Origin of the sequence: Limnospira sp. PMC 1279.21 (assembly GCF_032349615.1) — a bacterium.
Lineage (GTDB): Bacteria > Cyanobacteriota > Cyanobacteriia > Cyanobacteriales > Microcoleaceae > Limnospira > Limnospira fusiformis.
Genome location: NZ_JARPLU010000022.1, coordinates 124 through 19,336, shown reverse-complemented (window position 1 = coordinate 19,336; position 19,213 = coordinate 124). Strand labels below are relative to the sequence as shown.

General features: G+C 42.9%; 13 protein-coding genes. 10 read left to right on the top strand and 3 right to left on the bottom strand.

The genetic code is table 11. The features are described 5' to 3' along the window. The first annotated feature begins 181 nt into the window (after nucleotides 1–181). The gene (locus P5683_RS05455) at nucleotides 182–1,345 is read left to right on the top strand and encodes a lactate racemase domain-containing protein (RefSeq protein WP_046320033.1); all 1,164 of its coding nucleotides are present in this window, start codon (nucleotides 182–184) and stop codon (nucleotides 1,343–1,345) included. Here the strand turns inward: P5683_RS05455 and P5683_RS05450 are convergent. Continuing rightward, the gene (locus P5683_RS05450) at nucleotides 1,331–2,344 is read right to left on the bottom strand and encodes an AEC family transporter (RefSeq protein WP_008057450.1); all 1,014 of its coding nucleotides are present in this window, start codon (nucleotides 2,342–2,344) and stop codon (nucleotides 1,331–1,333) included. The genes P5683_RS05455 and P5683_RS05450 overlap by 15 nt on opposite strands. 49 nt (nucleotides 2,345–2,393) lie before the next feature. Here P5683_RS05450 and P5683_RS05445 point away from each other — a divergent pair, with 49 nt between their 5' ends. From P5683_RS05445 to P5683_RS05420, 6 genes are all read left to right on the top strand, one after another. After that, complete coding sequence (locus tag P5683_RS05445; RefSeq protein WP_006621263.1) at nucleotides 2,394–3,113, top strand: NAD(P)-dependent oxidoreductase; 720 nt, start codon at nucleotides 2,394–2,396, stop codon at nucleotides 3,111–3,113. Then, on the top strand, nucleotides 3,106–3,636 hold the full coding sequence (locus P5683_RS05440; RefSeq protein ID WP_006670944.1) for a phosphate-starvation-inducible PsiE family protein: 531 nt from the start codon (nucleotides 3,106–3,108) through the stop codon (nucleotides 3,634–3,636). The genes P5683_RS05445 and P5683_RS05440 overlap by 8 nt, the downstream gene beginning before the upstream one ends. A gap of 225 nt (nucleotides 3,637–3,861) precedes the next feature. Beyond that, a complete protein-coding gene (locus tag P5683_RS05435; protein ID WP_008057445.1) occupies nucleotides 3,862–5,238 on the top strand; it encodes an ABC transporter substrate-binding protein in 1,377 nt (458 codons plus the stop codon). A 64-nt stretch (nucleotides 5,239–5,302) separates the two neighbouring features. Continuing rightward, on the top strand, nucleotides 5,303–8,551 hold the full coding sequence (locus tag P5683_RS05430; RefSeq protein WP_315639500.1) for a response regulator: 3,249 nt from the start codon (nucleotides 5,303–5,305) through the stop codon (nucleotides 8,549–8,551). Then, complete coding sequence (locus P5683_RS05425) at nucleotides 8,541–9,953, top strand: adenylate/guanylate cyclase domain-containing protein (RefSeq protein ID WP_006669861.1); 1,413 nt, start codon at nucleotides 8,541–8,543, stop codon at nucleotides 9,951–9,953. The genes P5683_RS05430 and P5683_RS05425 overlap by 11 nt, the downstream gene beginning before the upstream one ends. Before the next feature lie 19 nt (nucleotides 9,954–9,972). Further along, entirely contained in the window at nucleotides 9,973–10,353 is a 381-nt protein-coding gene (locus tag P5683_RS05420) for a response regulator transcription factor (RefSeq protein WP_006621258.1), read from the top strand. Nucleotides 10,354–10,416: 63 nt separating this feature from the next. On the opposite strand, the gene P5683_RS05415 is transcribed toward P5683_RS05420, so the two are convergent. Then, complete coding sequence (locus P5683_RS05415) at nucleotides 10,417–11,664, bottom strand: hypothetical protein (RefSeq protein ID WP_006669860.1); 1,248 nt, start codon at nucleotides 11,662–11,664, stop codon at nucleotides 10,417–10,419. A gap of 328 nt (nucleotides 11,665–11,992) precedes the next feature. On the opposite strand from P5683_RS05415, the gene P5683_RS05410 reads away from it, so the two are divergent. Further along, nucleotides 11,993–12,421 carry a hypothetical protein gene (locus P5683_RS05410; RefSeq protein WP_315639501.1) on the top strand — a complete coding sequence of 143 codons (429 nt, stop codon included), beginning with the start codon at nucleotides 11,993–11,995 and terminating at the stop codon, nucleotides 12,419–12,421. A 63-nt stretch (nucleotides 12,422–12,484) separates the two neighbouring features. Further along, the gene (locus P5683_RS05405) at nucleotides 12,485–14,530 is read left to right on the top strand and encodes an AarF/ABC1/UbiB kinase family protein (RefSeq protein ID WP_006621255.1); all 2,046 of its coding nucleotides are present in this window, start codon (nucleotides 12,485–12,487) and stop codon (nucleotides 14,528–14,530) included. 45 nt (nucleotides 14,531–14,575) lie between these two features. Here the strand turns inward: P5683_RS05405 and P5683_RS05400 are convergent, their stop codons facing one another. Beyond that, a complete protein-coding gene (locus tag P5683_RS05400; RefSeq protein WP_315639502.1) occupies nucleotides 14,576–15,208 on the bottom strand; it encodes an N-acetyltransferase in 633 nt (210 codons plus the stop codon). A gap of 259 nt (nucleotides 15,209–15,467) precedes the next feature. Between P5683_RS05400 and smc the strand changes: the two genes are divergently transcribed. Further along, nucleotides 15,468–19,067, top strand: a complete 3,600-nt coding sequence (gene smc / locus P5683_RS05395; RefSeq protein WP_315669421.1) for a chromosome segregation protein SMC — start codon at nucleotides 15,468–15,470, stop codon at nucleotides 19,065–19,067. Nucleotides 19,068–19,213: the final 146 nt, after the last annotated feature.

The window sequence follows — 19,213 nt, the reverse complement described above, 5'->3', positions numbered from 1 at the left end:
CGGTGTTGGGTTGCACCTAACCTACTTTCATCAGATGACGGTGTTGGGTTGCACCTAACCTACTTTCATCAGATGACGGTGTTGGGTTGCACCCAACCTACTTTCATCAGATGACGGTGTTGGGTTGCACCCAACCTACTTTCATGATTTGATGGCGCTAATTGCTGATATTTAAGTGAGTATGAAAATTATCACCCTAGAAACAGTTAGTCTGATTTCTGTTGATGCTATTGTCCGCACAATAACCGATTATTTGTTGTCCATAAATCAACGGTGCGATCGCCTTCTGATTATCTGTGAAGATGTCACCCGTTCCACACCTATTGACCTCTTTTTTTCCCAATTATTAGCCTTTATTAACAGAAGTTTATCCCCAGAAATTACCGTAATCTTTGCCTTGGGAACTCATCGACCGATGACTGAGACCGAAATGCTCAATAAATTGGGAATATCCCCCACAGAGGCTGAACAGATAAACCTGTTAAATCATAATGCCTTTGATGATAGTCATTTAGTCGAAATTGGCGTGATTGATGGGGTCACTGTCAAGTTAAACAGCGTGATGATGAATCAGGATGTCGTCATGTGTTTGGGGAGTGTATTTCCTCATCGAGTTGTGGGATTTTCTGGGGGGACAAAATATCTGTGTCCGGGAATTGCTAATCAAGCCATAATTGATTACACTCACTGGAAAAGTAACCTCTTCCCTACTGAAGAAATTATGGCAAAAGTGGATAACCCAATTAGGGATATATTAGCTCAAGTGGGAGAGTTAGCTACTCAAGCCTTTCCGGCTACTTTCGTTTCCGTTAACTTTGTTACCCTTCCCACTGGTATTGTCGATGTGTTTGTGGGTGATTTACAATCTTCCTATCGTCAGGCGGCCGCACTTAGTGCTAAATTGTTTTTAAAAACTGTTGAACCCTGCGATAAATTGCTGGCTATTGTGGATGACAAAAGTGCCGATTTTTGGCAGGCTGCTAAAGCGGTTTATAACTGTGCAGATATGGTCAGAGATGGGGGAACTTTGGTGGTGAGAGGGAAGTTGGCTGAGGGGATTTCTGCCACCCACGGGGATATTATTAATCAATTCGGTTATGCTATTCCTGAACAGGTGAAAACCTGGGTTGATTCGGGAGAGTTAAATAATCCCCTAGTGGCTAGTCATTTAATTAGGGTTGGGCAGCATTTACAGAGAATTAAGGTGTTTTTGGCATCGGAATATATTGATGAGAAAATGTGCGATCGCATTAATTTAGGCTATCGCGACCCCGCTAGTTTAGACCCCTCCGAATTTGATGCTATTGTTTACCATGCTACCGATTTAATTTTAAGGCGCAAATAGCCATAACCACATCGGGATTGTCATTAATAAACCCACGGAACCTAAAGCTACAGTAGCTACCGATAAATCCTTGTCAAGACCGTAGGCGATCGCATAAATTACCGTAGCAATAGAAGGCGGCATAGCCATTTGGAGAACAATAGCTAATCTCGGTAAACCTGTCACTCCCAAAAACATCAAACCTGTTCCTACTACTAACGGAACTACAATCATTTTAATAGCCAGACAAATTAACGCTTGGCTTAATTTTTGCAGTTTCCCTAATTGACTAAGTTGAATCCCAATCATAATAATCGCTAACGTGACAATAGACCAAGCCGAAGTTCTTAAACCATTTTCTGCCAGGTCTGGGAGGGGAACATGGCGGAAAAAAAACCCAAACCCAAAACTCCATAAAGCCGGATTTCCGAAAATAATTTGTAGTGGACTTTTCCGACGTTGTGCTAGGGGATTATTCCCATAATTAGCCGAAATCATATAGCCAATGCCGTGAAGTCCGGGACTGGTGGCGAGGGTATTATAAAGGACTGCCCATAAAAAGTATTCAGGACCGATTAAAGACAAGACTACAGGAAAGCCTAAATAAGAGGTATTTCCTACCATCATAGCTAGTAAAAAACTGCCTTGGGTTGGTCGAGTCCAGGCGGTGTCTGGGATGGGTTGATCTGATTTTAAATCGCGAGGGTTAATCAGACCAGAAGCGATCGCTTTAATACGTTCATCACTGATTTCTAATTCCATCCAAAAACGCGCAAAAACTGCCCCAACCAACATAGCAAGCCATCCCGCTATCGGGGAAATCCAAATATATCCAGAGATATCAACTCCCCGCATAAAGGCAATGATACCAAGGGGAACACCAATCCAATAGAGAAACTGGCCTAAATACTTGGATGTACTATCGGGGAGTTTTTTGCCGAGAATAAATCCTAGTAAAGCCCAGCCAATTAAATTGATGTATAATCTAACAATTGGATTTTCTAATAGAGTTAAAATCATGACAGGTTAATGTTAGAATCAGAATGAATTTGACTGGTTGACAAAGGAAATGCGAAAGGTTCTGATTACGGGTGCGGCTGGACAAATTGGCCGATCGCTTCGAGAATTGTTAGCTGGCTGTTACCAATTCCGATGTTTGGATCTTAAACCGATTTCTGGTGCTGATGATGTCATCATAGCCGATATTACTGATTTTGAAGCAGTATCCCAGGCTATGGACGGGGTTGATGGAGTAATTCATTTGGCGAGTAACCCAGACGTACAACAGCCTTGGGAGGATGTCTATCGGGGGGGAATTGCGGGAACTTATAATGTCTTTGAGGCGGCGAGACGGGTGGGGATAAAGCAGTTAATTTATGCTAGTAGTAATCATGTTTCCGGGTGGCGAGAAGTTATGGGAGAGTCCCATATCACCCCGGAAATGGTCGTGAGACCTGATTCTTTATATGGGGTTGGTAAGGCTTTTGGGGAGGCGTTGGCGCAGTTTTTTGTAGACCAATATGGGATGTCGATTATTTGCTTGCGGATTGGTTCATTTTTGCCATATCCTAATAGCGATCGCAGTTTGAAGACTTGGTGTAGTCCCAGAGATTTGGCGCAATTGGTGCAAAAATCTCTAGATCATCAAGATTTGGGTTTTCAGATTTTTTATGGGGTTTCTAACAATACTAATCGGATTTGGAACATTGACAACGCCCGTCAATTGATTGATTATCAACCCCAAGATAATGCCGAATTAAATTATATCACGGATAAACCCAATGTTTAAAAAAAAGTTGCAGCGAATTTTAAATCAGTTTCAAGATGAGAATTTTTTGGGGATGATTCACTGGGTGGAGAATTGCGTCTCTAAAATTTTGTCCGTGGCTTTAATTTTGGTAATCATCGTTTCTCTGGTGGATTTAATTCGGGTGTTGTTAACGGATTTATTTGCTGCCAAGCCAACCGGGTTTTTTGATGCAACTTTAATTGAGATTTTTGGGCTATTCTTGAATATTTTAATTGCTTTGGAGTTGCTGGAAAATATAACAGCTTATTTAAAAAAGCATATTGTTCAAGTTGAGTTAGTGGTGGTGACAGCTTTAATTGCTGTATCCCGAAAGATTATCATTTTTGACACCAATAAATATCAAAAAATCGATGTGATCGCTTTGGCGGGTGCGAGTTTAGCTTTGGCTGCTAGTTATTGGTTAATTCGGACTATGAATGAAGATATTGCCATCAAAAATAAAAGGTTTAACAAGTCTCGCAAATCTCGCCCTGATGAAGAAGAAGACCAAGAACATGAGTAACATCAATTTTATCGGAATTAGACAGGAAGTTAACATTATGTAACTATCCATGTTTATATAGCTTAATATTTCGGAAGATAACTTAACTAAATGATGGGCAATAATCCCCAGCAGCTATGGTATCCAGTCAACTGATCAAATCTTGAGAATCTTAATAGATTCCGTGGTAAAATTGGATATAGTTATGATTTAACTTGACACAATAGTTGTGGGTAGTATTTTACCATGCAAACACGCCAAGAATTTATTAAATATGGTCTTCTGTTCTTCTTATCATTAGGGGTAGTTACCTGTAACGCATCCCCATCGTCTGTGGGTTCTGGTGCTGGGGATAGGCCATTTAGGGTTTGGTGGCAACAGGGTTTTTATCCAGAAGAAACTCAAGAGATTCAGAGATTAGTCCAAGAGTGGGAAAATGAGACCGGAAATCGGGTAGAATTGACCTTCTACAGTGACGCAGATATGCTGAGAGAAACTAATAATGCGATCGCATCAGTTAATCCTCCCGACCTGTTATTTAGCACTGGGAAAGTAGAAACCTTAATCCCTAGTTTAGCGTGGGATAATCAACTGGTTGATCTATCGGATATAATTACTCCCCTGCGAAGCATTTACGATCGCGAAGCCCTGGAATCCGTAGCATACAAGAATTCCCACACCCGACAAACTGGGAAATATGCCGCCCCCCTCAGCCAGCAAACTATTCATATTCACTACTGGAAACCCCTAGTTGAACAAGCCGGATTTAGTAGCGATCGCATTCCTCAAGACTGGGAGGGATTTTGGCAATTTTGGAAAGACATTCAAGACGAATTACGTTCCCAGGGTCAGCAAAATATCTACGCCTTTGGTTTCCCCATGTCTCCCGCCGCCAGTGATACCTACTTCACCTTTGAGCAATTTTTAACAGCCCACAATGTACAATTAATCAGCCCCACAGGACAACTGCAAATTAGGGAACCCCGGGTGCGTCAAGGTCTGATTAACGCCTTGACCGAATACACCAACCTTTATAAAGATGGCTATGTTCCCCCTAGTGCCATCGATTGGGCAAATCCTGATAATAACGTCTCTTTCCTGAGTCGAAATTCAATTTTAACCGCTAACCCATCCCTATCAATTCCCGGTTCCCAGCGTCAGGATACCCAGACCTATTTTCAAGATTTAGTCACCATCGACTGGCCCAACACACTGAATGGCGATCGCCTTAATTCCGTTTCCAGTGTCAAAATGGTTGTTATATTTAAAGAGTCCCCCAATCAGGAACAAGCCAAAAGTCTACTATCCTATCTAATTCAACCAGAGAACTTAGGTTCCTATCTCCAGGGTGCTCAAGGACGCTATTTTCCGGTAATGCCAAAACTATTAGAAGATCCATTTTGGACAAATCCTGAAGATCCGCATATTTCAGCGTCTGTTCAGCAATATCAGCAAGCTAGGCCATTTGCACAATCATTTAATCCGGCTTATTCTCAAGTGCTATCGGATAATATTTGGGGTCAGGTGATCCGTGCTATTGTAGCTGATGGTATCTCACCAGAACAGGCAGCGGATCGGGCGATCGCTCAAATTGAGGGAATTTTCTCCAATTGGGAGCAATAATAGTTTATGGCCCACCATAGGAACCCGAATCAGGTTATAGCGAGAGTCTCCATGAGGTAAACAAATGAAACTCCTCAATCAAAGCCTACTGTCAAAATTGGTGGGTTACTTTTTTCTACTTTCCGGTGTCACCGTTGGGCTGGTTAGCTTTACTGTTAATATCCGCGCGCGGGAGTCCCTGAAACAATCAGTTTTTGAACGATTGCAAGTCGCCACCTCCCTTAAAGCCCATCAGGTCAACAAATGGGCCGAAAATCAACGCCGAGAAACCCTAGCTACAGCTAGTAACTTAACCGTCAGGACTCAAGCCGCAATTCTGGTAGACCCCAACGCCACACAAGCCCAAAAAGCCCAAGCCCAAGAGATCATCAACCAAGAATTAACTCACCTCCTCGCCCTGAAACCCGAAATTGATCGCATTTCCCTACTGACTACCGCCGGAATTATCATCTATTCTACCGACCCCACCATTATCGGAAACTATCAACCTCTAGGTAATACCACTACCTATTTTGAAAGCATGGAGTCAGGCGATCGAGTCCGTCCTAATTTTTACACCTCCACCAAAACTGGGCGACCCATGATCACCCTAGCCGCCCCCGTTTTTCGTCCTACCTCTTCCACTAGCGCCACCCTCGATATACCAGAGTTAGACGATATCCTTGCTATTCAAACCCTGTTGGCTAACGGAGGGTTTTATAATGGTTCCATTGATAATATATGGGGTCTGCAAACCCAAACAGCGATCGAAAACGCTCAAAATGCCTATGGACTCCCAGTAACTGGACAACCCGATCGCCCTACCCTAGAACAATTGGTGCAATCAGCCAACAATATTAATTTACCCCCAGAAAATCAACGTATAGCCGTCATTGCACTAGATTTGAACCTGAATAGCATCGATGAAATTATCCGAAAAAGGGCGGGTTTGGGAAACAGTGGCGAAACTTATTTAGTCGGTCGTTTAGAAAGCCAAAGCGCTTTGATTTCTAGTCACCAAATCGGAGAAGAAAAACTGATCCAAGCTGTTAGCAGTCCCGGAATTGATGCAGCTTTGCGGGGAGAAACCGGAGAGGGTATTTATCGCAATTATGATGGTATTCCCGTGATTGGGGTATATACCTGGTTAGAGAAGCAAAATTTGGCTTTGATTGCCGAAATGGAACAACAAGAAGCCTTTGCTCCCGCTAATCGACTTGCTAAAGATATCTTGTTACTAGGGTTGACTTCCATCAGTTTACTGTTGATTGCTGTCTATCTGTTAACCAGGAAAATTACCCAGCCCATTCTGGCGATTACTGAGACTGCGTTAAAAGTTTCTGATGGCAACTTTGACTGTCAAGCACCCGTTTTAACTCAAGACGAAATTGGGATTTTGGCTCGGACTTTTAATCAGATGATTACTGATATCAAAGAGTTTAATCAACAGTTATCTGATGCTAATCAATATTTAGAAGAAAGGGTGAAAATGGCTACCGTTGAACTTCAGGAAACTTTGGCTAATCTGACTTCAATTATTGACCACATTGCTGATGGATTGTTAGTCACTGATACCGAAGGTAAAATTACTCGCACTAATCCCGCTTTGGCTAATTTGTTTGATTTGGGAGATGTGGATATACGCGGTAAATTGTGCAGCGAAGCCTTTGATGGGGATGTGATGGATTTGCTTTTGCAGTCTAAAGCTAAACCTCTGGATGCTTTCGGGGGAGAGGTGAAATTAGAAGGCGATCGCATTGGTCAAGCCGTCGCTAAGGGTGTACTTAAACAGGTATCTTCCCCATCAGGTTCAGAAGAATTAATATATATTGGTTCAGTCGTATTATTTAGGGATATTACAGCCGAAAAAGAAATAGATCGGATGAAAACTGATTTTATCTCCACCGTATCCCACGAATTAAGAACACCTTTAACCTCTGTTTTGGGGTTTGCTAAATTGATTCAGAAAAAACTCGATGATGTGATTTTACCCTTCATTAAAACTGATGACAAGAAAATCAATAGAGCCGTTAATCAAGTCGCTAGTAATGTAGATATTATTGTTTCCGAAGGCATACGATTAACCAATCTAATTAATGATGTGCTTGATATTGCCAAAATGGAAGCTGGTAAGACCGAATGGCATATAGAACCCTTATCTATCAAAACAGTAGTAGAACGAGCCATATCTGCCACTACTTCTTTATTTAATAACAAGCCAATTAAATTAATTGTTAATATTCCCGAAAATCTCCCCGATATTATGGGAGACAATGATAAATTAATGCAGGTTTTTATTAACTTAATTTCTAATGCTGTAAAATTCACAGAAACAGGTAATGTAACATTAAAATTAATGGCGGTCAAGTCCGCGATTAAGGTGTCCGTAAAAGACACAGGTTGTGGTATTGATGCTGCTGATAGAGAACAGGTTTTCGAGAAGTTTAAACAGGTAGGTAATACCCTAACTAATAAACCGCAAGGAACTGGTTTAGGCTTGCCAATTTGCCAAGAAATTATCCAGCATCACGGCGGGTCGATTTGGGTAGAAAGTCAGGTGGGAGTGGGTAGTACCTTTTATTTTACCTTGCCTTTACCTGACGTTAAAGACATTGAAAACGCTGTTAAAACCCTCGATTTACAATCTTTAATTAATCACCTAACTAATGAAAAATATCAGGATAATCAGTCCATAGGAGAACATAAAAAGACTATTTTAATCGTGGATGATGACCCAAGTATTAGAGAGTTATTGCGTCAAGAATTAGATGCGGAAGGCTATAATGTCCGCTTGGCGAAAGATGGTCGAGAAGCCATTAGTCAAATTAAACAAAATCCACCAGATTTAGTAATTCTTGATATTATTATGCCGGAGATTAATGGTTTTGATGTGGCGGCTATTTTAAAACATGACCCGGAAACTCAGCATATTCCTATTTTGGTTGTCTCCGCTGATGACTCAGTTAGTCGTGGCTATCAGGTAGGGGTTGATAAATACCTAACTAAGCCAGTGGCTCAAGAAACTTTATTACAAGAAGTTAAATCTTTGTTTGCTCGTGGAGAGTCTCCTAAACGGGTGTTAATTGTCGATCGCGATATTTCTACCCTTGAGATTTTAAATGAAGTCCTAAAAACTCAAGGTTATCTTGTATCTCAGACCCAAGGGGAGGAAGAGTTTTTGCCTCAAATTCGAGCCATGAAACCAGATTTAGTTATTGCTAATGCGGAATTTTCCAAAAAGTATAATTTAGTCCGTAGTTTTAAGTTTGAAAAAGAACTAGCTAATATCTTTCTATTTTTGTTAGAAGACTCCCGTAGCAACCATGAAGATTAAACTTAAACAAATTTTACGTTTTCCTGATATTGCCTCAATTATCGATGAAATGATTAAGTTGAATAATGGCTCGATTTCTATTTTTGACCATGAGGGTAATTGTCTATTGGGGAACCTTCAACCACTCCCTACAGAAACTTATCCGATTTTACTTCATAATCAATCTATTGGTTGGGTGGAAGGCGATCGACAAGCCGCCACAGTCGCTTCCCTCCTCACTTATTTAGTTAATCGAGAATGGGAACGGAAAACTTTGGCTCATGAAACCTTGGAAAGGTACAAGGAAATTAATCTGCTTTACCGAATTTCGGAAAAATTGAGTGCCGTTTTGGATAATAAATCTTTGGCTTTACTGATTTTAGAAGAAGCTATGCAAGCCATTCGAGCTACTGGCGGTTTTGTGATGACTTGTAATCAGGACAATCCACCAAATCAACAGTGTCAAATGATTGTAGTATCTGGTGAATCTTCTCAACTGAGTTATCCCTTGGCTGAGAAAATTGCCGATGCTATTTTTGATTTTACTCAGCCGGAAATTATTAATAATATTGCTTATGATTTTCGCTTTGCTTTCATGGCTTCCCAAATATCGGCTCTGTTATTTTCGCCTCTCAAACATCAAAACCGGATTTTGGGGTTTATTGTTTTATTCAGCACTCAATCTGTCTCCTATAATGCTAGTGACTTAAAGCTATTGACAGCGATCGCATCTCAGGCGGCTAATGCTATTGAAAATATCCGATTTCATGAATATCGATTGCAGGAAGAACGGATTAAAAGCAACTTGGAAAGATATATGTCACCTCAGTTAGTCGAGGCTGTCATTAACTCCAAAGATGAAAATTTGCTGAAAAACTGCCGCAAAAATTTAGTGATTTTATTTGCTGATATCCGCGATTTTACCACTAAGTGCGAAGAATTGCCACCGGAAAAAATTGTCGAATATTTGAATATTTATTTTGAAGAGATGGTTAATGTCATTTTTGAACATGGGGGGACTGTCAATAAGTTTGTCGGAGATATGATGGTTTGTATGTTTGGCGCTCCCGCTAGTCTGACTAATTGTGAACAACGAGCCATAGAAGCCGCCATTGGAATGCAAAATCGCTTACAAGAAATCTCTAATCATTGGATTCGAGACAATTTTCATACCGGAATTGGTATTAGTTCCGGCGAGGTGGTGGTTGGGAATATTGGCTCACCCCATCACGTTGATTATACTGCGATCGGAGATGAGGTTAATGTGGCCTCTCGATTACAATCTTTGGCCAAGGGTAGACAAATACTGGTAGGACGTAGTATATATGATGCAACACAAAATGATTTCTCTTTTAAAGAGGTGGGTATTGTTAAGCTCAAAGGTAAAAAAAATAAGATAGAAGTCTTTGAAGTGTTATATTGAGGAGTTTAGGGAAAAGCTGATGTCACCAAGTATTTTAATTGTAGATGATGAACCTCATATCAGGCTATTGCTTCAACAAACTTTGGAAGAACTAGAAGATGAGGGTGTAGAATTATTAATTGCTGATAATGGTGAGGCGGCGTTAGCCATTATCAAAGAACAAAAGCCGGATTTAATTTTTCTGGATGTGATGATGCCGAAAATGAATGGTTTTGATGTCTGTAACGCCGTCAAAAATGAACTGGGATTATCTGATGTTTTTGTGATTATGCTCACTGCTAAAGGTCAGGAATTTGATAAACAACAGGGTGAAAAGGTGGGAGCCAATTTGTATATGACTAAGCCTTTTGACCCTGATGAAGTCCTAGAAAAGTCCATGGAAATCCTAGGGATGTGTTAACCGCTAATCACGCGGACTTTAGCACCTAACCCCTAACTAAAAAAAATAGATTCCCACTTGCTCTTAACTATCTAAGTTGAGAGTTTGTTTAATTTGATCAATGCAATTATCAGGATTCACAATGGTTAAGCCTCGCAGTGTAGTCAGATCTCCTGTTTGTTGTGTATCTGCTTGTAATAATACCATCATCGACGATTCTTTCGGTAATTCTAGGGAATTTCTATGATTCTCATAGGTACTGATAGTCGGGTTATAATTTTTACCTGATTTGCATTCAACCCAGAGAACTTGTTGGTTAACCCAAAATAGAAAATCTAACTCAAATACATTTCCATTCGCAAATTCTAGCTTGGGATTAATTAAGCACTGATAGCTCAGATTATACTCATTAAATAAATTGGTGATTTTGTGGTAAATAAACCTCTCAAACCAAATACCATTAAAGAAATTGATGATTTGTCCTTGGGGGTCAACTTGACCGGAAATGGTTCTAGTATTTTTATTATAGTGATAGGTTGACAGAAAGCTGAGACGACTTAGCCTATTACATAATTGTGTCGATTGCGATATCTCTGGTTGACTGCTATTTGATAAGTTGAGATGAAAAGGACTTCGGCTACAAATACTCTGGACGATCGCTTGATGTAATTGGCTTAAATTTTGGTAGTTATTACCAATGATATCAGCTAGTTGATTTAGCACATCATCTGAAGCACTCGGTTGATTACTACTGTTAACTTTAATCTCCAGTTTTTCTAGCCAGTTAATTAATTCGGTCGGTTCTTGGTTGGTTTTTACGGGTTCAGGTGAAGGAATCTTAGGTTCTAATACCTGCAACACTCTTTCTAATTGGGATGAAATTTCAGACAGACGGTTAATTTCAGTTTTGACAGATTCGTGTAACTGTTCCAAGTCTTGTTTCAGAGGGAGTAAGTCGGAAGTCTTACCGTTTATTTGTGGTGCGGTAATAGCCCGAGGGGAGTTGGCTCCTAGGGGGATTACATTGTCAGTCTTCTTCTGCTCAACTTCGACTCGATAAACTAATTTCCAACGACCTTCATTCGTCTTATAGATTTTTATATAGTTAATAGACTGTAAGTTAAACTTGCTGGCTTCCACATACTTATAAACAGCATCCCCTACGGTTTTTCCTCCCAGTTGGGAAGATTCTAAAAATAACTTAATGTCTCCTTGAACACAGTCAAACTTTACCCGAATACCTTTCGATTCTAGTTTGTTTTTAATTAATGTAGCGATCGCATTAATATCTCCTTGTTTGGCTAGGTCTAAAACCGAGAAAGCCGTACTCATCCTAAGAGTCCTCGTTAATTGGGCTGTTAGCAACAACTGTCTACTGTTGCCAGTAAATTCATTTTAAGCCGCATACCATAAACTAGACAATGTGGAAATTACGGAAAATTCCCTAGTCCAATCTGCTTATATGGTTCAACTAATCCGCAATAATACTGATTGATATGGCTACAGTATTGATAATAAATGATTAGTCATTCCTGCCAAAAATTAAATATTATTAAAGATTTGAATCTCCCCGACATCATCTTTTTTAAGCTAAAATAATCAATAGGAGTCAGAAATTCTCCCAATTGGCAACGATGAAGGGCAACCAGGAACAAAAATTATGGCTTCCGAAAACCAAGTGAAACAATACCTAGCCTACTGGTTTCAGTTAGGCAAAAAAGTTGTCCTGAATAACGGCAACCAAACTCAACTACCATTACCGACGATTACAGGCGATCGCTATAGCCGAGAATTTGAGAAGTGCTGGGAACAAATTTTAAGTCCAGAGTCTGGCGACTGCTACCTAGAGGGAACCAATGAGACCATAGCAGAACTGCTGACATCAGAATGGGAAATCATCGACTGTCCTAGGTGTGCAATTCCTATTCCGGTCCGCACTCACGGTATGCCAACACCCTGCTGTCCCTGTTTTGACTTAAAAGATTGGCCAAACTCCGAATCACCTCCTCCTAGGCTTCCCGTCAACAGTCGTTGTCATTTACTTAATCTATGTCATAGATTGATGCGAGAGTCAATTCAACACGGTTAGAACTTTAGCTGAAAATTTGTTACGATAGTTTACAATCAACATCAGACCCTAACCAAGATTGACATGACAGCTAAACCAGTGTTGCCTACATTGTCCGAGGCTGACTCCAACTCACTAACGCCGAAAGCACTCGAAACCGAGGCTATTGATGTGAACTACTCGGAAACCATAGATACACCAGCCAACTCGGAGGATGTCTTATTGCGTTATGACCCCGAAGCGATCGCCAATCATTATCGTTCGCGGATTTTTGAGGTTTGGGGTCGCCTGTTGTCAATTATCTGGAAACTAGGATTCTGGTATTGGGGAATTTGGAGCGATCGCCGATTTGCTAGAGGCGATCGTAATCAGCGAAAACGAGCCATTCAACTGCGAAACCTGCTAACCGAACTCGGTCCAGCCTTCATCAAAATCGGACAAGCCTTATCAACCCGTCCTGATTTAGTACCGCCACTATATCTTGAGGAATTAACCAAACTCCAGGACCAATTACCCCCCTTCCCCAACGAAGTAGCCTATCGGTTTATTGAAGAGGAATTAGGCGCGCGACCAGAAAACATCTATGCTGAACTTAGCCGCGACCCCCTCGCCGCCGCGTCCCTGGGACAAGTTTATAAAGGCAAACTGAAAACAGGTGAAACCGTAGCCGTCAAAGTTCAGCGTCCTGACCTGTGCGAAAGAATAGGACTAGATATTTATATTCTGCGAACTTTGGCAATTTGGGCGAATAATAACTTGAAATTTATTCGCAGCGACTTAGTAGCGATTATGGATGAGTTGGGGAGTCGCATTTATGAAGAAATGGACTACAACCAAGAAGGTCATAATGCGGAACGCTTCCAAGAACTCTACGGACATTTAAAAGATATTTATGTACCCCGTATCTATTGGGAATATACCGGACGGCGGGTGCTAACAATGGAGTGGGTGACGGGAACCAAACTCACGAATTTAGAAGAAATTGCGGCTCAGGGAATTGATGCTCGTTATTTGATTGAAGTGGGGGTGCAATGTTCCCTCCGTCAACTCCTAGAACATGGCTTTTTTCATGCTGACCCTCACCCCGGAAACTTGCTGGCTAGTCCAGATGGCAAGTTAGTTTATCTCGATTTCGGGATGATGAGCGAGGTTAAACCCTATCAGCGTTATGGTCTACTAGAAGCAGTGGTGCATCTAGTTAATCGGGATTTTGAAGGTTTAGCCAACGACTATGTAAAACTGGAGTTTTTGAGTCCTGACACTGACCTAACCCCGATTATCCCAGCTTTAGGGGAAGTTTTTAATAATGCTTTGGGTGCTAGTGTAGCCGAGTTGAATTTTAAAAGCATTACCGATGAACTTTCGGCTTTGATGTATGAGTACCCGTTTAAGGTTCCGGCTTATTATGCGCTAATTATCCGATCGCTGGTAACTTTAGAGGGAATTGCGATTAATGTAGACCCCAATTTTAAAGTTCTCAGCAAAGCCTATCCTTATGTAGCCAAACGCTTGTTAAGTGACCCATCGCCAGAGTTGCGAACTTCTCTGCGCCTACTACTATTTAAAGATGGTTCCTTCCGGTGGAATCGTTTGGAAAATTTGCTGAAAAATGCTAAAAATAGCGATGATTATGATATCAATAAGGTTCTGGATCAGACTTTAGATTTCCTGTTCTCGGAAAGAGGAGAGTTTATCCGAGAAAATCTGGCGCGGGAACTGGTTAATAATATTGATTTGGCTTCCCAAAGTGCGATCGCTAAAGCACAAAGGACTATTGCTCAATGGATGGGGGTTAAGACTAAAACACCGGTCAAGCCAGTATCAGAAACTGACAGCAAAAATCTTGATCATGTTCAGCGGATTATTGCTATTCTTCAGGAAACTAAAGGTTTCGACCCCATGCTATTAGTCCAGCGGGTTCCCAACTTATTAGGAAAACCGGAAGTCCGAGATTTGAGTCAGCAGGTCGCGGGAGATTTAGCACAAAGAGCGATCGCTCGTCTCCTTCGAGAGATGTTAGCCTCGGATGAATCTAACCCCGCATCCCAAAACGGAAATTCGGCTAAACCCGCTGAGGTTAAACCTTTCCCACAATTATCTCTCCCCGCCGCCTTTCGGTTTGATAATTAATGATTAATTGACCCGCCCTATTATCACAGGTAATTACAATGACGACTAACTAACCAAATTAATGTCGTGTTTTATATCTGCAATCCAATTAAAAATCGAGTCATCAGGATTGCAGTTATAGACCTCTGAATATAAGTCGCGGATTAACTGCTGTACAAGGGTTTGGGGTAACTTGTAATGATGTTTTTCGCCGATAATCATTAACATCATTTCGGTGGTTGTAGTGCCATCTAAGGCAGGAAAAATGTAGATAATATCCTGAAATATCTTAGCGCCTAACCTTCGATAAAAGGCAACGCGGCGCTGTTTTAACTGGCGATTTTCGCCAAAATCTGGATGTTCCACCTCTAGGATAAGTGATTTATCATCCTGTTGAACCACATTGATAATATACTCTAAAAACCGAGAACCGATTTTAATGTTTCTTAAATGGGGAACGGTGGCTAAATATCCTAACAAAACAAATTCGGAATTTGGCAGAGGATGGACAATGGACATCAGGGCAAATTCTTGCTGATAATATCCCCCCCATAGTTGAATATTGCCTAACTTGAGCGACCGGGATATGATGGGAATGGGGATGATTTCCTGGGGTAAAAAACTCTGTTGATAGAGTGCGATCGCCTTGGCAAAATCAGGATTTTCGAGGGTAATTTGTTGGAACTCGACCTCGGACATACTAATCAATTAACTCCCAGTTGATATCCTACTTAATCGAAGAAACCCCTTGAAACAGTAAAATGAGACCCCCGACCAAAATAGCGATCGCCAAAAAGCCGATAATCCCATCAAGTAGGGCCGTATCTTCCATAATCTACCTTCCTAGCCTTTCACAGGTCCCCATGTTAGCACGATTACGGAAAAAGCCACTAACCATATATGCTACCCTAATGGGTAAACCCCTATAATACCTGATTGGCAATCTTAACCAGCCTCAATGGTTCACATTAAGCGCGTGGAACTTACCAACTTTAAATCCTTCGGTGGCACTACATCAATTCCCCTGCTACCGGGGTTTACTGTGGTGTCTGGACCGAATGGTTCTGGGAAATCCAACATTCTTGATGCTCTATTATTCGCGCTAGGTCTGTCTTCCTCGAAAGGAATGCGCGCGGAAAGATTACCTGATTTGGTGAATAATTCCAAAAGCCGGAAAACGACGGTAGAAACTCGGGTTACGGTTACCTTTGACCTATCAGACCTAACATTTGCAGAACTAGAAGAGGAACCGACGGAACTGGAAGGGGAGGGAGAAACGGGAGCAAGGGGACTGGTAGCTGAGGGGGAATGGAGTGTGACCCGGAAATTGCGGGTGACGAAACAGGGAACTTATACCTCCACCTACTACATTAATGGGGAACCCTGTACGCAAACAGAACTACACGAACAACTAAACCGTCTGCGGATCTACCCAGAAGGTTATAACGTGGTGCTTCAGGGAGACGTGACGGGTATTATCACGATGAAACCCAGGGAAAGGCGGGAAATTATCGACGAACTGGCGGGAGTGGCACAATTCGATCGCAAAATTGTTCTAGCGCGGGAAAAACTGGATACAGTGAAGGAACGGGAGGAACGTAGCCGCATAGTTGAACAGGAACTTATTAGCCAACGCGATCGCCTAGCGAAGGACCGCGCCCAAGCTATGAAATATCAGCAACTGAAAGCTGAATTACAGGAAAAAAGCCTTTGGTGGGCGGTACTAAACTATCAAACCCTACAACAACAACTCTGGCGGTACAGGGAACAAATAGAAGCAGGCGATCGCAGTCATAGTGAATTGACGGAACAATTCCAGTTGCAGCAAAGCCAAATTAAACAAGCAACCACTACCCTGGAAGCATTAAACGCTCTAGTAAAAGCCATGGGGGAAGAGGAACTGCTGCAACTCCAGTCTACCCTGGCTACCCAGGAAGCGGAATTGGCTTCTCAGCAGCAAAGGCGGCGGGAATTGGAAACGGCGGCGCAAAAGGCGAGTGAGCAGCTCGGACAAACTCAAGCGGCTATTGAAGAACATAGCCAAACCCTGGCTAATTTGCAAGCCCAAAAAAAGACGGAAACCGAGTTAGAACAACAACGGGAAAGCGATCGCCATGTGGCAGAAACTAGCCTTAACCAAACCCGTAGGGAAGCGGACCAAATAGCCAACCAAGCGGAAAGTTGGATGGTACAACAGACGGACCTACACCGCCAAATAGAAGCCTTGCAAAAAAGCCTGAACCCCCAAAAGACAGAACAAGCGAGACTGCGGGAGAGGGCGGAACAGTTGGCGCGCCAAACCCAGGAAAGGGAACAGGCGCTAGAATCTTTACAAGGGGAATTAACTACCCACCAGCAAACCCTGCAAAGGGCAACCAGTGGGGTTAGCGAGGCGACGGCTCAGGTAGAGTCTCTCTCGCGGATAGTTACGGCGGTAGAAGAAGATCTGTCTGTCCAACAAGACACCCTTAACCGCTTATTAGAAGAACAGCGGGAACGTCAACGCAAGCTAGACCGCCTAGAAGCTGAACAACAAGCCCGAGCGGAGGCGGCGGGGACCTATGCGACCATGGCGATTCAAAAAGCGGGGTTAACTGGGGTCTGTGGTTTGGTCTGTCAGTTGGGGAGGGTAGAGCCTCAATACCAACTAGCCCTAGACATTGCGGCGGGAGGTAGATTAGGGCATATAGTGGTGGAAGATGATACGGTGGCGGCGGAAGCGATCGCCCTGTTGAAACGACAAAAAGCCGGACGGGCTACGTTTCTCCCCCTCAACAAAATCAGACCATCATCAGAAAGAATCGAAACGGACACCCTGGCGACTCTGGATGGCTTAGTAGACCTGGCAGTAAATTTAATTGAATACGATCGCCCTTATCATGGCATTTTCCGATATGTGTTTGGCACAACCTTAGTATTTAAGTCCCTAAATCAAGCCCGGCGCTATCTGGGACAATATCGGATGGTGACATTAGATGGGGAATTGTTAGAATCTAGTGGAGCCATGACCGGGGGCAGTAGCACATCCCGTTCTAGCCTACACTTTGGCAGTGCAGATAATCAACTTAGAGCCGCCACTGGTGCGATCGCCACCACCAAAGAAAGACTAGCGGAAATAGAATTGCTACTAACCCGCCTGCGTCAAGCCATAGCGGAGGGAGCCGAAACCGCTAAACAACGTTCTGCGGAATTAATCGAGGCTAAACAAAATCTGCGAGAGGCTACCCAACAGGTGGCTCAAGTCCAGTCGCAAATTGTGGCTATCACCACCACCATAGAACAAACACGATCGCAACTAAACACCGCCCAGCAAGAATTATCCACCGCCAGGGAACGTCTAGCAGCACTAGATAGCACCATTCCCGCCGCAGAACAACAACTACAAAGCGATCGGGAAACCCTAGCCCAATTGGAAAGAACCAACAGCCACACGGAATGGCAACAGATACAAGTTCGCCTCCGCCAACAAGAAGCGCACCTACAAGCCCAAGAAACGGCTCTGCGAGAGGTTCAACAGCGGTTAGGGTACATTGAGACCACTACAGCCGCCCTGGGCGAAAAATTAGCAGCCGACCATCTCCGCGCCGCCGACTTCCAGCAGCAGCAACAGTCCCTTAACCAACAAATCACGGACACCCAAAACCGCATCACCACCATCAATAGCCAAATTAGCCAAACCCGCGCAGCCATCTCCCAGGTTGAGCAACGTTTGGGAACCGCCAAACAAGAACGCGATCGCGCGGAAGCACAACTACGGGAAATGCAAACCGCCCAGTCGCAGTTGGAATGGCAGATCCAGAAACTTGAGGAAACCCAACAGGGACGGCGTGAACAACTGAACATTAAACAGCAACAGCTAGAGACCCAAAAAGCTGAACTTCCCGACCCACTACCGACCATTCCCGAAAAACTGGATCTAGCTACCCTCCAACGAGAGATTAAATCCCTGACCAAGCGGATGGAAGATCTAGAACCTGTGAATATGTTAGCCTTGGAAGAGTACGAGCATACTACTACCCGCCTAGAGGAGTTAAGCCAAAAATTGGCTACCCTACACGGGGAGAGGACAGAGCTACTATTACGCATTGAAAACTTTACGACTCTCCGCCGTCGCGCTTTTCAGGAAGCCTTTGATGCAGTTAACCAAAACTTCCAAACCATTTTTGCCGAATTGTCGGAGGGAGATGGATATTTACAAATTGATGACCCAGAAGACCCCTTTAATAGCGGTCTAAATTTAGTGGCTCACCCCAAGGGTAAGCCTGTACAGCGACTAACTTCTATGTCGGGAGGGGAGAAGTCCCTAACGGCGCTAAGTTTTATTTTTGCCCTCCAGCGTTACCGACCCTCCCCATTTTATGCCTTCGATGAGGTGGATATGTTCTTGGACGGAGCGAATGTGGAACGATTAGCTAAAATGATTAAAGGACAAGCAGAACAAGCCCAGTTTATTGTAGTTAGTCTGCGTCGCCCCATGATGGAAGCCTCCCAGCGGACGATTGGAGTTACACAAGCTAGGGGGGCTTATACTCAGGTTCTGGGTATCAAATTATCGTAAGTGTTTTTAGAGGTAAGGCGATCGCACCGGGTCGGCTGGGTGGAGTATGGGAACCCAACACCAACATCTCTCATTTAGTAGGTTGGGTTTCACCCAACACCAACATCTCTCATTTAGTAGGTTGGGTTTCACCCAACACCAACATC

Excerpts from the sequence above, each read along its gene's own strand:
- P5683_RS05405 (WP_006621255.1), top strand. The coding sequence starts at position 12,485 with ATGACAGCTAAACCAGTGTTGCCTACATTGTCCGAGGCTGACTCCAAC.
- P5683_RS05435 (WP_008057445.1), top strand. The coding sequence starts at position 3,862 with ATGCAAACACGCCAAGAATTTATTAAATATGGTCTTCTGTTCTTCTTA.
- P5683_RS05440 (WP_006670944.1), top strand. The coding sequence starts at position 3,106 with ATGTTTAAAAAAAAGTTGCAGCGAATTTTAAATCAGTTTCAAGATGAG.
- smc (WP_315669421.1), top strand. The coding sequence starts at position 15,468 with ATGGTTCACATTAAGCGCGTGGAACTTACCAACTTTAAATCCTTCGGT.
- P5683_RS05410 (WP_315639501.1), top strand. The coding sequence starts at position 11,993 with ATGGCTTCCGAAAACCAAGTGAAACAATACCTAGCCTACTGGTTTCAG.
- P5683_RS05425 (WP_006669861.1), top strand. The coding sequence starts at position 8,541 with ATGAAGATTAAACTTAAACAAATTTTACGTTTTCCTGATATTGCCTCA.
- P5683_RS05450 (WP_008057450.1), bottom strand. The coding sequence starts at position 2,344 with ATGATTTTAACTCTATTAGAAAATCCAATTGTTAGATTATACATCAAT.
- P5683_RS05400 (WP_315639502.1), bottom strand. The coding sequence starts at position 15,208 with ATGTCCGAGGTCGAGTTCCAACAAATTACCCTCGAAAATCCTGATTTT.
- P5683_RS05420 (WP_006621258.1), top strand. The coding sequence starts at position 9,973 with ATGTCACCAAGTATTTTAATTGTAGATGATGAACCTCATATCAGGCTA.
- P5683_RS05445 (WP_006621263.1), top strand. The coding sequence starts at position 2,394 with ATGCGAAAGGTTCTGATTACGGGTGCGGCTGGACAAATTGGCCGATCG.
- P5683_RS05455 (WP_046320033.1), top strand. The coding sequence starts at position 182 with ATGAAAATTATCACCCTAGAAACAGTTAGTCTGATTTCTGTTGATGCT.
- P5683_RS05430 (WP_315639500.1), top strand. The coding sequence starts at position 5,303 with ATGAAACTCCTCAATCAAAGCCTACTGTCAAAATTGGTGGGTTACTTT.
- P5683_RS05415 (WP_006669860.1), bottom strand. The coding sequence starts at position 11,664 with ATGAGTACGGCTTTCTCGGTTTTAGACCTAGCCAAACAAGGAGATATT.